General features: G+C 59.9%; 12 protein-coding genes, 1 tRNA gene and 1 pseudogene. 13 read left to right on the forward strand and 1 reads right to left on the reverse strand.

Features of this window, described 5'->3' with window-relative positions; all coding sequences use genetic code 11:
- Positions 1 to 549 precede the first annotated feature (549 nt).
- The 7 genes from BerOc1_RS17295 to larB all read left to right on the forward strand — a co-directional run bounded on the left by BerOc1_RS17295 (position 550) and on the right by larB (position 8,179).
- The gene (locus BerOc1_RS17295; protein ID WP_071547174.1) at positions 550 to 1,887 is read left to right on the forward strand and encodes a purine-cytosine permease family protein; all 1,338 of its coding nucleotides are present in this window, start codon (positions 550 to 552) and stop codon (positions 1,885 to 1,887) included.
- Between the two features lie 104 nt (positions 1,888 to 1,991).
- Positions 1,992 to 2,636, forward strand: a complete 645-nt coding sequence (locus BerOc1_RS17300) for a cyclase family protein (protein WP_071547175.1) — start codon at positions 1,992 to 1,994, stop codon at positions 2,634 to 2,636.
- Positions 2,637 to 2,843: 207 nt separating this feature from the next.
- A complete protein-coding gene (locus tag BerOc1_RS17305) occupies positions 2,844 to 3,479 on the forward strand; it encodes a TetR/AcrR family transcriptional regulator (protein WP_071547176.1) in 636 nt (211 codons plus the stop codon).
- Between the two features lie 303 nt (positions 3,480 to 3,782).
- Entirely contained in the window at positions 3,783 to 4,772 is a 990-nt protein-coding gene (locus BerOc1_RS17310) for a DUF362 domain-containing protein (protein ID WP_207503330.1), read from the forward strand.
- Between the two features lie 504 nt (positions 4,773 to 5,276).
- A complete protein-coding gene (larC, locus tag BerOc1_RS17315) occupies positions 5,277 to 6,599 on the forward strand; it encodes a nickel pincer cofactor biosynthesis protein LarC (protein ID WP_071547177.1) in 1,323 nt (440 codons plus the stop codon).
- Between the two features lie 4 nt (positions 6,600 to 6,603).
- The gene (larE, locus tag BerOc1_RS17320; RefSeq protein ID WP_071547178.1) at positions 6,604 to 7,431 is read left to right on the forward strand and encodes an ATP-dependent sacrificial sulfur transferase LarE; all 828 of its coding nucleotides are present in this window, start codon (positions 6,604 to 6,606) and stop codon (positions 7,429 to 7,431) included.
- A 4-nt stretch (positions 7,432 to 7,435) separates the two neighbouring features.
- A complete protein-coding gene (larB, locus tag BerOc1_RS17325; protein WP_071547179.1) occupies positions 7,436 to 8,179 on the forward strand; it encodes a nickel pincer cofactor biosynthesis protein LarB in 744 nt (247 codons plus the stop codon).
- A gap of 168 nt (positions 8,180 to 8,347) precedes the next feature.
- Here the strand turns inward: larB and BerOc1_RS17330 are convergent, their stop codons facing one another.
- Positions 8,348 to 8,746 (reverse strand): Ros/MucR family transcriptional regulator, encoded by a 399-nt coding sequence (locus BerOc1_RS17330; protein WP_071547180.1) that lies wholly within the window; start codon positions 8,744 to 8,746, stop codon positions 8,348 to 8,350.
- 342 nt (positions 8,747 to 9,088) lie between these two features.
- Here BerOc1_RS17330 and BerOc1_RS17335 point away from each other — a divergent pair, with 342 nt between their 5' ends.
- The 6 genes and pseudogenes from BerOc1_RS17335 to BerOc1_RS17355 all read left to right on the forward strand — a co-directional run bounded on the left by BerOc1_RS17335 (position 9,089) and on the right by BerOc1_RS17355 (position 12,761).
- Positions 9,089 to 9,496 (forward strand): hypothetical protein, encoded by a 408-nt coding sequence (locus tag BerOc1_RS17335; protein WP_242653087.1) that lies wholly within the window; start codon positions 9,089 to 9,091, stop codon positions 9,494 to 9,496.
- Positions 9,497 to 9,736: 240 nt separating this feature from the next.
- Positions 9,737 to 9,829, forward strand: a pseudogene (locus BerOc1_RS19520) (MerR family transcriptional regulator); the annotation flags it as partial.
- A 174-nt stretch (positions 9,830 to 10,003) separates the two neighbouring features.
- The gene (locus BerOc1_RS19380; RefSeq protein WP_242653101.1) at positions 10,004 to 10,558 is read left to right on the forward strand and encodes a MerR family transcriptional regulator; all 555 of its coding nucleotides are present in this window, start codon (positions 10,004 to 10,006) and stop codon (positions 10,556 to 10,558) included.
- Between the two features lie 125 nt (positions 10,559 to 10,683).
- Positions 10,684 to 11,112 carry a hypothetical protein gene (locus BerOc1_RS17345; protein ID WP_071547183.1) on the forward strand — a complete coding sequence of 143 codons (429 nt, stop codon included), beginning with the start codon at positions 10,684 to 10,686 and terminating at the stop codon, positions 11,110 to 11,112.
- A gap of 112 nt (positions 11,113 to 11,224) precedes the next feature.
- Positions 11,225 to 12,604 carry a bifunctional hydroxymethylpyrimidine kinase/phosphomethylpyrimidine kinase gene (thiD, locus tag BerOc1_RS17350; protein WP_071547184.1) on the forward strand — a complete coding sequence of 460 codons (1,380 nt, stop codon included), beginning with the start codon at positions 11,225 to 11,227 and terminating at the stop codon, positions 12,602 to 12,604.
- Between the two features lie 72 nt (positions 12,605 to 12,676).
- Positions 12,677 to 12,761 (forward strand) — tRNA-Leu (locus BerOc1_RS17355).
- Positions 12,762 to 12,797 lie beyond the last annotated feature (36 nt).

The raw sequence follows: 12,797 nt of genomic DNA on the forward strand, positions 1-12,797 counted from the left end.
AGTGAGACTGCCGGCTTGCGTAGATAGGGAAGAGGATGGGCACTCTAGGCAGATCATGTCCAAGGCCTTACGTCCTTTGGTCTGGCGCACCGAGAACCATGCAGGTCCATTGCCCTTTCGTCCAGATCCTCCGGTTGCCATTAACGTAAAGACGGTGCGATCCGTTGCCTTTTTCCGTAAATTCAACAAACTAGTCATAAATCGAACCTATCGAGACATCAGGCGACGTTATCGAACTATCCGCCAAGAAGTATTGTCGGATGCTTTTCAGGGTGGATGCTCTCGGCTTAGCGCTACAAATAATACTATTGATACGGTGTGTTACGACGTTTCTTTGCAAAAGGTGGTCGCTTCCGTTCTTTTGGTTAGGTCTACGCCTTGCAACCGGTACCCGTATCCCTGTCCACGATTTCTGCATGCGGTAAAGGTGGGACGCAACGGCAAACAAGGGCCGTGCTACGCTTATCCCTCTTGGCTCATGGGATCGCGGGAACAGCCAGCTTCGAACGGGTAACGCTCCGGTTATCAAAAAAGAATAAGGTGTGACATATGGATTTGGTTAAAAAACTGGGTCAGGATTCTCTTGAGGTTGTCGATCACGCGGAAAAGACGATGGGCTTTTTCACCACCTTTTCCATGTGGTTGTCCGCCAACCTCGTGGTGACGACCATCTACACGGGCATGTATCTCGTGCCGGATTTACCGCTTGGCCAGGCCCTATGGATTATCTTGTCGGGCTCCATCGTGGGCGCGATCCCCCTCGCGCTGGTGGGGTCCATCGGCACCAGGACGGGATTGACCACCATGGCCATCGCCCGCAGCGTGTTCGGCACCCGTGGATCCATTCTTCCTTCCGTCATCAATATGGTCCTGCTCATCGGCTGGAGCTGGGTCCAGGCTCTCATGGCCGGCATCAGCATGGATTACGCCATTCACAGTCTCACCGGCTACAGTAACGTGGCCCTGTTTACGATTATCTGTGAATGCATCGTCGTCTTCATCACCCTTTCCGGGCACAAGGGCATCGAGATATTCGAGAAGTGCATCGCGGCGGCCATGCTCGCCCTTTCCTGCGTGGTCTTCTATAAACTTTTCGGCGAATACGACTGGCATGAGCTGGCCAATCTCGAACCGACGCCCAAAAGCGGAACCACCGTGGCCATCGCCATCGACATGGTCATTGCCACGGCCATTTCCTGGACGCCTATCTCGGCGGACTACAACCGTAACTGCAAATCCGTGCGGATATCCAACTGGGGCACCATCACCGGCTACGTGGTCGCCTCGCTCATAGCCATGGGCACCGGGGCCATCGTCTCCGGGTTGAGCATCATGAGCAATCTGGAGCAGACATTCGATCCGACCGTCCTGCTCTCCAAATTCGGTTTCGGGCTTTTCGCGGCCTTTGTCATTTTCTTTTCGGTCATGACCACCAATATCATGTGCGTCTACAGCGCCACCATGTCCTATATGAACGTCCGCCCCAAATCCACCTTCTGGAAGCCCGCGTTGGTCATCGGCGTCATTTCTGTTCTGGGCGCACTCTACAGCGGCATACTGGACAACTTCTCCGATTGGATTCTGACGATCGGCGGCATGTTCACCCCCATTTTCGCGATCATGCTGTCCGATTATTACTTCATCAAAAAACGCAGCCTGAACGTGCGGGCCCTGATGGAAAACGAACCCAACGAGTATTGGTACAGCAAAGGGTGCAATGTCCTTGCCCTGGGGGTGTACGTCGTCACGGCCCTGTTGTCCTTCTATTGGATCAAGATATCCCCGCTGTGGTGCGGCGCCACGATTCCATCCTTTGTGGTGGCCTTCCTGCTCTACATCTTGGCCTGTAAATTGTTTCCCACTCTTGCCGGTACAAAGTGGGGCTGACGGCAGTACCTGGTTGCCTTCCCCCCACCGGGAGTGGGCGGGGGGAGGCGGCAACCCTTTTCGTTTCAAAACCGCTCAAGGGCACACGGCCTGAGGGAAGACACATGAACCTCATAGAGTTGACCCATGTCGTCGTCGACGACATACAGATATACCCCGGAGATCCCAAGCCCGCGATCAAGCCGTTTTTGACCCATGATAAGGATTATTGCCATGTCAACACGGTCAATCTCGGCTCGCACACGGGCACGCATATCGACGCCGCCTTTCATTTTTTCCCGGATGGCCGGAAGATCAACGATTATCCCCTGGACCGCTTCGTCCGGCCGGGAGTGCTCGTCGACGCAACCGGGGCCGGGCCCGAGGCGCCAATCCCCGCATCGATTCTGGATCGAAGCGCCCCGGCCATCGAGCCGGGGGATTTCGTCATCTTCCGGACCGGCTGGTCCCGGTATTTCGGCCAGGACATGTATCTGCGCCACCCGAGCATCTCGCCCGAGCTGTCGCAGAGGATGGTGGATCTCGGGGTCAGCCTGGTGGGCTTGGACGCCCTGAGCGTGGACCCCTCGGCCAAAGGGACCTTTGAAGCCCATATGATCCTGTTGGGCAACGACGTGCTTATCGTCGAGAATCTCCGCAACCTGGAAAGCGTTACCCGGCAACGCGGGATTTATTCGTTTCTTCCGTTGAGATTGGACGCCTCGGACGGGTCGCCCATCCGGGCCGTGTTTCAGGCGGACTGCGCATAGTGGATCGTGCGCCTTCGGGACGCGCCGGACCAAAGAGGGCGGTGCGTACCGGATGGGCAGCCGCGCGCCCCCGCAGACGGGGCGGGAGCAGTCACTCACCCCTCATGGGGGCTTTCAGAGGCGAGAATATGGAAATATCCTTGCGGGCTCCGTATCGGTCTGAGATACTGGATCGAAGCCGGATTAATGAACGTCGAAGGAGGGGTTATGGCGACTTTGAAGGCTGTTCCCAAGGTCATCCCCATCCGGAACAAGGAAATCACCAAGGAAAAGCTGGTCCGGGCCGTGGGCAAGGTGCTTGCCGAAGTCGGGTTTCAGCGGTTGGGCGTCAATATGATCGCCCGTGAGGCCGGTGTGGATAAGAAGTTGATCTACCGGTATTACCACGGGTTGGAAGGGCTGGTGGCCGAGTACGGCCGAACCGTCGAGTTTTGGCCCACGGCCGAGGAGCTGCTCGGCGAGGACGTGGAGAGCGTTCGGAAGATGGCCCCGTCCGAGCTCATGTCCCAGTTTTTCAGGCGGTACCTGCGCGCCATTCGGCGCAGGCCGCAGACCTTGGAGATCCTGGCCTGGGAGGGGGTGGTTCGCAACGACCTGACCCGGGCTCTGGAAGAGGTCCGGGTAAAGACCGCTCTGGAATTCTTCGAGTTGATGCAATCCGACCCGCCCGAAGAGGTGGACCTGACCGCCCTGGTCATGATCCTTGCGGCGTCGGTCAACTTCCTGGCCGTCCGCTCGCGAATGCACCGCAGCCTGGGCGGGGTGGACCTGCAGTCCGAGGCCGGGTGGAAACGCATCGAGGACACTCTGGATCTGATGCTTACGCGAACGCTCAAGCAATGAAAAAGGGCTCGGGATCGTTTCCCGGGCCTTTTTGCTTTTGGGGTTAGGCCTTCTTGCCGCATTTTCCTGAATATGTATGCGAAAACCATCTTAACTACTTGTTCCCACAAAGAATTGTCAGCGATCAAGGCCGGACGTAAGGCGGTATGCGGGCATTGTTCGCCATCGTCCGTACCGGGAGTATTGGAGGAATTGGCAAAAAATGCGGAGAATCGATCATGTCTCGAGGACTCTCCCCGTGTATATTCCTGACCGTGACGGTTCTGATTTACAGGCAACATTGCTGACAGAAAGGAGCAGATCGTGAACAATATTTCCAGACGCAAATTCATGAAGTCCGGGGCCATCGCCCTGGCGACGATCGCCATGACCGGTCATGGCGTGTTTTCCAATGCGGAGGAGGGCGCGCCCGTCTATCTGACCAAGGATATCAGTTCCCAAGGGCTGACCAAGGTCTACGACCAGCTCATGCAGGGCGGCAAGCTGCCCGGCAAGGTGGCGGTCAAGCTGCATTCCGGCGAGCCCGGTGGCCACAACTATCCGAATCCGACCCTGATCAGGGATCTGGTGCAGTCCGTGAACGGCACCATCGTGGAATGCAATACCGCCTACCAGGGGAAACGATTCGACACTGCCGGCCACATGAAGGCCCTCGAGGATCACGGGTTCACCGGCATCGCCCCGGTGGACATCATGGACGAGAACGGCTCCATGACCCTGCCGTTTCCCAAGGGCCGCCATATCAAGGAAAACTACGTGGGCGCTCATTTTGCCAATTACGATTCTTTTCTGATTCTGTCCCACTTCAAGGGGCATGCCATGGGCGGATTCGGCGGCGCACTCAAGAACATGTCCATCGGCATCGCCTCGGCGGAAGGAAAGATGTGGATACACACTGCGGGCGCTACCCGGAGTACCGCCAGCTTCACCCCGGCCGTCAAGACGGATCAGGACATGTTTCTGGAGTCCATGGCCGAAGCGGCCGGGTCCGTCATCAACAAGCTCGGCACGAACAGGATCGTGTACGTCAGCCTGATGAACAACCTGTCCGTCGACTGCGACTGCGTCAGCAATCCGACCCCGCCGGAGCTGGACGACATCGGCATCCTGGCTTCCATGGACCCGGTCGCCCTGGACCGGGCCTGCGTGGACCTGATCTACGCCGCCGATAAGGAGAAAAGCGCTTCCCTGCGCCATCGTATGGAGTCGAAGCACGCCACGCATGTCCTGGACCACGCCGAAGCCCTTGGCGTAGGCCGCCAGAAGTACACCCTGGTGGGCATCGACGCATAAACCCGCCTTCCCCGGAGCGGCCGCTCTCCCGTCTGCGAGGCGGGAGGGCGGCCGCTATTCATTTTCTCTCCCCTCACCTGTCTCCAGGTGTTTACCATGTCGTCGGATTGGGCAATAATTAACCATGAACGGGCATGCGACTTCGTGCGCCCGCAGTTATAGTCTGTGACATCGATTGCCTTGGGATGAAGCTTCGCATAGCAATGGGAGAACGGCGTGCGATTGTGAGAACCGTGTCGGACGACATCGTGCCCTCTCATCCCCTCGGCCCGCAGGAATCGGTTTGTCCACTGTTCAAGGTGAGATAGGCGAGGATCGGGCAATAGTTCGGATGAAGTCGTCAAAGGCGGCGCCCGGTGGATCGTTTGACTTTACCGGACGAGCAGGGTCTTGAGGAGCGGAAGGCCGATCAAGGCGCATCCGCGCGCTGAAAGCCGACGGCGGGCCATTCAACCAATATTCATGCGATCGGGGAACGGCTGTCCCCTGTCAGGAAACAAAAAGATGAAAATACTCTATTATGACTGCTTTGCCGGGATCAGCGGGGACATGAACCTGGCCGCCATGATCGATCTCGGCGTGGAGCCGGAATACCTGCGCGTCGAATTGGATAAACTCGGTCTGGGCGAGGAATTCGGGGTGGACGTCACCCCGGATGCCCGCAACGGCATCCATGGCACGCGCGTGGACGTCCGCCTGGCCGTTGAAGCCCACGATCACGGCCATGACCATGATCACCACCATGCGCCCCACGCCGCTCATGGTCACGGCCACACACACGATCATGCGCACCACCACGACGGCCATGAAGGCCATGTTCATGCTCACGAGGATGGGGACGTCACGCGGCATGCTCACCGTCCGCACCGCAACTTCTCGGACATCCGCAAGATCATCATGGAAAGCGGGCTTTCGGACGAGGTCAAGGAGACCAGCCTGGGCATCTTCCGCCGTGTGGCCGAGGCCGAGTCCAGGGTGCATGGCAAGCCTGTGGACGAGGTCCATTTCCACGAAGTAGGGGCAACCGATTCCATCGTGGATATTGTCGGCGCGGCCATCTGCTACCACCGGCTCGGCGTGGATGCGGTCTGGGTTTCGCCGGTGGAACTGGGGAGCGGTTTTGTCCGGTGTGCCCACGGCGTCATTCCGGTGCCCGCTCCGGCCACGGTGGAGATCCTCCACGGCATCCCGACCGTCAGCGGCGGCACGGACATGGAGTCGACCACGCCCACGGGCGCGGCCATCGTCGCCGAACTGGCCGATGAATTCACCTCTGCCCCGGCCATGACGGTCGTCAAAACCGGTTACGGCGTGGGCCACCGGGAGTCACTGCTGCGGCCCAACCTGCTGCGCGTCCATCTGGCCGAGGTGGCCCGGTCCTCCCTTTCGCGAACCAGCCGGGCGCGGCTGCTGCAGTGCAACATCGACGACATGACCGGGGAGATGCTCGGCCACGCCATGGACCTGCTCCTGGAGCAGGGCGCCATGGACGTTCATTTCACGCCCATCATCATGAAGAAAAACCGTCCGGCGACCACGCTCTCCCTGCTCTGCGCCGAGGCGGACGAAGCGCGTTTCAAGGACCTTCTCTTTCGGCACACCACGACCCTCGGAGTGAAAAGCCTTGCCTTGGAGAAGACGGAGCTGGAGCGGCGGTTTGATATCCTCGATACTCCGCTCGGGCCGGTGACCATGAAGCGGGCGCTGATCGACGGCGAGGTTCTGCGCTCCAAGCCGGAATACGAGGAGTGCCGGGAGATGGCCCGCCGGAACGGCATCCCCCTGGCCGAGGTCTACGCCCTCATCGCCGGACTGGAAAAGGAGTAGAGCCATGACCCTCACCCAACAACAGAAAAAGCGATATGCCGCGCTGCTGGCCGAAATCCACGGCATGGAGCGCGTATTGGCGGCCTTTTCCGGCGGCGTGGACAGCACGTTGCTGCTCCATGCGGCTCAGCGCGCAGTGGGCGAGGGCGTCCTGGCGGTGACGTTCGCCACGCCGTATTCCCCCAAGGAGGAGACGGCCTGCGCCGTGGAATTCGCCAAGGCCCTTGGCGTCCGACACATGCTCGTCGAACTGCCCATCCCCGAAGACATCCGCAACAATCCGCCGGAGCGGTGTTATCTGTGTAAACGCACGCTGTTCGGCGAACTTGTCCGCATAGCCGAGGAAGAGGGCATCCGGTACATCCTCGACGGCAGCAACCTCGACGACCTGGGCGACCATCGTCCAGGGCGCAAGGCGGTCAAGGAACTCGGCGTGCGCAGCCCGTTGCTCGACGCCGGGTTGACCAAGCAAGACATCCGCGACCTCTCCCGGGAGTACGGCCTGCCCACTTGGGATAAACCCGCCGGGGCCTGCCTGCTCACGCGGCTGCCTCACGGCAGCGCCGTGGAGGAGGCGGAACTGGAGCGCATCGACAAGGGAGAGACTTTTTTGAAAGACCTCGGTTTTGCCGCGGTCAGGTTGCGCAGCCACGGTGAAGTGGCCCGGATCGAACTGCCGTCCGAAGACATAGCGGCCTGTCTGGAGTCCGGCGTCAGGAAACGGATTGACGACCATCTGAAGGAACTGGGCTACCGTTACGTATCCGTGGACCTGGCGGGCTACCGTATGGGCAGCCTCAATGAGCCGGAAGCGGCCGGCCGCAAGGAGTAATGATATGACCAATGACGCTTTGACCGAACTGCTGTCCGAAATCCGCGACGGCAGCGTCTCGGTCGAGAACGGGATCGAGCGGTTGCGCGACCTCCCGTACATGGATCTCGGACACACTAAATTCGACCTGCACCGCGCCCTTCGCAACGGCTTTCCCGAGGTGGTCTACGGCGAGGGCAAGACTCCGGAGCAGGTGGGCGAGATATTCACGCGCATGGGCGGCCACGCCAACATCCTGGCCACCCGCGTATCGCGGGAGATGGCCGATCACGTGCTGTCCGTCTGCCCGGACGCGGAGTACAATGCCATGGGCCGAGCCCTGACCCTGGCCCGGAAGCCCATCGCCTATCGGGAGGGGGAGATCGCCATCGTCACGGCCGGGACCTCGGACCTGGGCGTGGCCGAGGAGGCCCGCGTCACCTGCGAGATGCTCGGCAGCCACGCCCGGGTCACCTCGGACGTGGGGGTGGCGGGCATCCACCGCCTGCTGGACCGGCTCGACGACATCCGCAAGGCGCGGGTCATCATCGTCATAGCAGGCATGGAAGGGGCCTTGTCCAGCGTCATCGGCGGCCTCGTCTCCCAACCCATCATAGCCGTCCCCACCTCGGTCGGCTACGGCGCGTCCTTCTCCGGGCTGTCGGCGTTGCTCGGAATGCTAACCTCCTGCGCCAGCGGCGTGACCGTGGTCAACATCGACAACGGTTTCGGCGCGGCCTGCGCCGCCTGCAAGATCAATAACCTTTGACATGGGATAATATCGCCGCATTGATGCGGGAGAGACGGTCTCCGTATGTCCGCCGTCCCGAGAGCCGACACATGAATCCGACAAGCCATGCGCGCATGCCGCATAATGAAAGGGGAGCGACGGTGTACACCGCCGCTCCCCTTCATTGATTCGGGATCGAGTCGAACCTTACTTTTTCTTTGCCGTCGTGCGCTTGGTCCAGAGTTGCATCTCTTTCATCTTCTTGCGGCGCTCCCGCTGCAGGGATTTGCACACCAGGGGTAGCTTTTTCTTGTACCCGTACTGCTCCCGGTATTCTTCCGGGGTCATGCCGTGGGTGGCCAGATGCTTCTTGGTCAGCACTTTGAAAGACTTGCCGCAGGCACAGCAGAGAATGGATTTCTCCCGGATGGCCTTCTGGGGATCGACGGCTACGGGGGCACCGCTTTCTACCACGTCCCCTTCGGCAATGGCTTTGATGCCGGCGGCCAATTTCTGCACCATGGAGGTTATCTCTTCCTCGGTCATGGTCCGGACGCTTGCCTGCGCCTTCACTATCTCCAATGCCTCTTGCAAGTAATCTTCCATAGGGGTCTCCTTGTTACTCGGACTTTTCGCGATGCAATGCCGAAGCAATTGCATCGGGTCCAATGTTGCAATGCTAAAGTGTTACCGCAGCTAAAGCGTATTCAACATACGGCGTCGTGTGTCAAGAAATTTAGACATTGTTGATAAAAAGAATAACGCGACCCGGCAATTAAGGCGTTGGCAGGGGAAAGACCGGTACTCAAATATGCCTTGGCCTTGATTCCTTTTGCAGGGTGAAGTATATGCTGAATCGGTGAGGCGGTGGTATCGAGCAAAGCACAATCAATGGAGAGTGAAATGGGTTCTGACGGAAATAAAATCCATAAATTGGAGGCGGTTCACATGGATAAAGAGACCAATGCCGAGTCCGGGCAGCAGGCCGCGTCCACGGCGGCCGCAAGTGCCACCAGCCGGGACATGAGCAAGGTCGCGGTCATCGTCTCCCTGCTCGTGGTCGTGTTGCTGGTCATTTTCTTTTTCGGCATGAACAGGAACATCGCCGGGCTCACCGAAGAGGTGAAGAGCCTGGGCGCCCTGCGCCAGGACGTTTCCCAGCTCGACGACCGCATGGTCAAGATGGAGGAGGGCCTTCCGCTCCAGATGAAGCGGTTGCTCGCCCTGGACATGGTCAACGAGATGGCCATGAAGTCCGCCTACCTCGGCAATACCCTTGAGGACCAGGCTCTGCGCGACAAGATGCAGGGCATCCTTGAGTCCCTCAAGGATGTTCGCGGCGAATTGGAAAAGTAGCGTTCAGCCACTGAATTCAATCCGGCAAAGGTGTGGCGCTTTGTGCGCCGCACCTTTTTTTGTGCTGTATGAATTGATCAGTGTTGTTCGATGTTGTTCAAAAATAGGTTGACAGGGCGCTGTTTGGCCACTAATGTTCAATTAAATGATTAATGATCAACAAAGGTGGATGGGGTGAACAGAAAATTTATCAGTTTACGCGAAGTAGGGAGGCGGCTGGATATCCCGCCTTCCACTATTGTGTATTACAAGGATAAATTTGAAAGATTCATCCCCTCCGAGGGCGGCGCCGGACGCCGGACGCGGTATCCGGTTGAGGTCTTGGAAATCTTCAGGAGGATTCGGAAAATGTTCAACGACAATTGGTCAACTGAACAAATTGAACAGGAATTAGCATTGAAATTTGGCATGTTAATGAATGATCAACAGCATGATCAGTCATTTGAACAGCAGAATTCGTTCAGTTCCGTGCAGGACTTGGCCGGGGTGCTTTCGCGGATGTCCGACGTGCTGGACAATCAGTCCCTGTTTCGCAGTGAGATCCGTTCTCTGCGGGACGAGGTGGCCGCGCTGCGCGCCGAGCGCGAGGCCGAGTCGGCCAGGCAGGGGGAGGCCGTCCGCGCGCTGCGCGACGAGGTCGCCTCGCTCAAGCGCAGGCTGTCGGCCGGGCAGACCGGCGGCTCCGGCATCGACTTCCCGCCCGCCGAGTTCCTGGCCAGCCCGCTGGTCATCGCATCCGGGGGCGAGTTCCTCGGCGTACAGGGCAAGGGGAAACATTTCTCCCTCAAGGACTTCGTCCAGCTCATCGAACGCAAGGAGTCGGCCGCCGTGGCGGTGGAGACCTCCTGGAAGCGGCAGGACGGCCACTGGGTGCTTGTGGTACGCACCGAAGACTGCGACGGCGGCCGCGAACAGAACATCGTCCTGGTGGCCAAGAAGACGGTCACGCCCAGCCGAAACACGGTCACGGAGATCATCCGGCTCAACATCGACGGCAACGACGCCCCCGACGCGCTCCTGCTCACTTTGTTCCGCCAATTGAAGACTGTTTTCAACGGGTAACGGCCGTAATTGTTTTAACCTTCTTCTAGAAAAACTCTTGATTGATTCGGCCGTTTCCTTTATATAGCTACTGCCAAATATACTATCAGGTACCAAGTTTTGCCGGTTCATTTGGAGGAGACGGTATGCCCCAGGTCGCTGCGAGAATTACCCATGATCAGGAAAAGTGGCTCAAGGATTATTTCAAGACCAAGAGCGCCGGAGCCGAGTTTATCCTGCCTTGGGCCGTTGATGTCTTTTTCAAATCCATCCGCAACGTGTCGAGTGATTTTTCCGTTGCCGAACTCAAGACCATCCTCGAATCCCACAAGGAAGTGAAGCTGCTGCCCAACCAGTCCAAGCAGGCGTACCTGCTGCTTCGGGTGGAGGAGGCGTGCGACGAGCACAGCGTGCACATCCAGCATGGCGCGAGCAAGAGCAACCTCGAGGTGAAGCTGCGCCGCCTGACCGACCTGCAGGCCACCGCCCTGATGATCTGGGCCACGGCCTACTGGGTCAGCAAGGCCTGGAACGGCGTGTCCGTGGAAGACTACGTCAAGCTGTCCTGCGGTTGATCGGCGGCCCTGCGGCCGTCCCCATTTTTTACTGCGATTGTCGGATGCTGGTGTCGCCATCTTCCGGCGATCGTTGTTTTTTTGCCGGTGAGCGTTTTCTTGGAGAAGAACAATGGATAGACTTCCCTGCGTCCTGACAATCGCCGGGTCCGACTCCGGCGGCGGGGCGGGCATCCAGGCCGATCTCAAGACCATCACCATGCTCGGCGGATACGGGGCCAGCGTGATCACTGCCCTGACCGCCCAGAACACCGCCGCCGTGACCGGCATCCACGCCCCGTCGGCCAAGTTCGTGGCCCTGCAGCTCAAGACCGTGCTCGACGACATCAAGGTCGACGCGGCCAAAACCGGCATGCTTTTTTCCGCCCCGATCATCGAGGCCCTGGCCGCGCTGCTGGAGAAAAAGACTTTCCCCCTGGTGGTCGACCCGGTTTGCGTGGCCACTTCCGGCGGCAAGCTGCTGCAGGACGACGCGGTGGAGGCCATGGTGGACCGGATGTTTCCCCTGGCCGACCTGCTGACCCCGAACCTGCCCGAGGCCGAGCTGTTCACCGGCATGAGGATCGAGAGCCGGGAGGACGTCTTTCTGGCCGGGAAGTTGCTTCTCAAAATGGGCCCCAAGGCAGTGCTCATCAAGGGCGGGCACGCCGATTCCCTGGCCGTGACCGACTGGTACATGACGCCCGGCGCGGACCCGATTCCGTTCATGCAGCGGCGGGTCGACACGGATTGCACCCATGGCACCGGCTGCACCCTGTCCTCGGCCATCGCCACCGGGCTGGCCCGGGGGCTCGACATGGGCGCGGCCATCCTGCGCGGCCAGGAGTACCTGAACCTGGCCCTGCGCTCCGGATACCGGCTTGGGGAGGGGGGCGGCCCGGTCAACCACCTCGCGCCATGGACCAAGGAGCGGGCCAGGGGGGACGTGTTGACCTCGGTGGACGATTTCGGCAGGCGGCTGGCCGCCAGGCCCGGGCTCAGGGACATGCTGCCGCGCGGCCGGGCCAACGTGGCCGTGGCCGTGCCCTTTGCCGATTCCCTTCGGGACGTGGCCGGGTTCTCCGGCGGATTCATCACCTCGGCCCGGGGCATGGTCGACGTGGTCGGCTATCCCGAGTTCGGTGCGTCGGCGCGCGCGGCCTCCCTGTTGCTGTCCGCCCGGCGGGTCCGGCCGGAACTGCAGTGCGCCATGACCCTGGCCGGAGGCGAGCCCGTGCTCGGGGCGCTCAAGGCCTTGAATATGGAAATGGCCTGGATGGATTGGGAAGGGCGGCCGGATTACGTCACCGGCGAGGACGGCCGGTTCGAGGAGTGGGGCGGCCTGGAGGCACTCAAGGATCATGCGGCCCCGGAAACGGTCCGCGCCCTGGGCGACCCGGGCGGCCTGGGCCGGGAGCCGACCGTGTACGTGCTGGCCCCGGACATGGGGGAGTTGGTCGCCGTTTTGCGCGAGATCGCCGACGAATTGGCGGAAAACCCCGACGAAGTGTAGATTTCCGCCCTTGCGGGGCCTCCTACAGGTTGACATATGCGCGAGAGCTTGCTTAAACATCACGTTCTTTTTGCGGGCGTGGCGGAATTGGTAAACGCGCCAGATTTAGGATCTGGTACCTCACGGTTTGGGGGTTCGAGTCCCTCCGCCCGCACCACAAAATGCCATATTTACGCGCCTGCCCAGGCGTTCG

Source organism: Pseudodesulfovibrio hydrargyri (assembly GCF_001874525.1).
GTDB classification, from domain to species: Bacteria; Desulfobacterota; Desulfovibrionia; order Desulfovibrionales; family Desulfovibrionaceae; genus Pseudodesulfovibrio; species Pseudodesulfovibrio hydrargyri.

Bases quoted from the DNA above. Each gene is read 5' to 3' on its own strand.
- BerOc1_RS17330 (WP_071547180.1), bottom strand. From the start codon at position 8,746: ATGGAAGATTACTTGCAAGAGGCATTGGAGATAGTGAAGGCGCAGGCA.
- BerOc1_RS17345 (WP_071547183.1), top strand. From the start codon at position 10,684: ATGCCCCAGGTCGCTGCGAGAATTACCCATGATCAGGAAAAGTGGCTC.
- BerOc1_RS17300 (WP_071547175.1), top strand. From the start codon at position 1,992: ATGAACCTCATAGAGTTGACCCATGTCGTCGTCGACGACATACAGATA.
- larE (WP_071547178.1), top strand. From the start codon at position 6,604: ATGACCCTCACCCAACAACAGAAAAAGCGATATGCCGCGCTGCTGGCC.
- larB (WP_071547179.1), top strand. From the start codon at position 7,436: ATGACCAATGACGCTTTGACCGAACTGCTGTCCGAAATCCGCGACGGC.
- larC (WP_071547177.1), top strand. From the start codon at position 5,277: ATGAAAATACTCTATTATGACTGCTTTGCCGGGATCAGCGGGGACATG.
- BerOc1_RS17305 (WP_071547176.1), top strand. From the start codon at position 2,844: ATGGCGACTTTGAAGGCTGTTCCCAAGGTCATCCCCATCCGGAACAAG.
- thiD (WP_071547184.1), top strand. From the start codon at position 11,225: ATGGATAGACTTCCCTGCGTCCTGACAATCGCCGGGTCCGACTCCGGC.
- BerOc1_RS17295 (WP_071547174.1), top strand. From the start codon at position 550: ATGGATTTGGTTAAAAAACTGGGTCAGGATTCTCTTGAGGTTGTCGAT.
- BerOc1_RS17335 (WP_242653087.1), top strand. From the start codon at position 9,089: ATGGATAAAGAGACCAATGCCGAGTCCGGGCAGCAGGCCGCGTCCACG.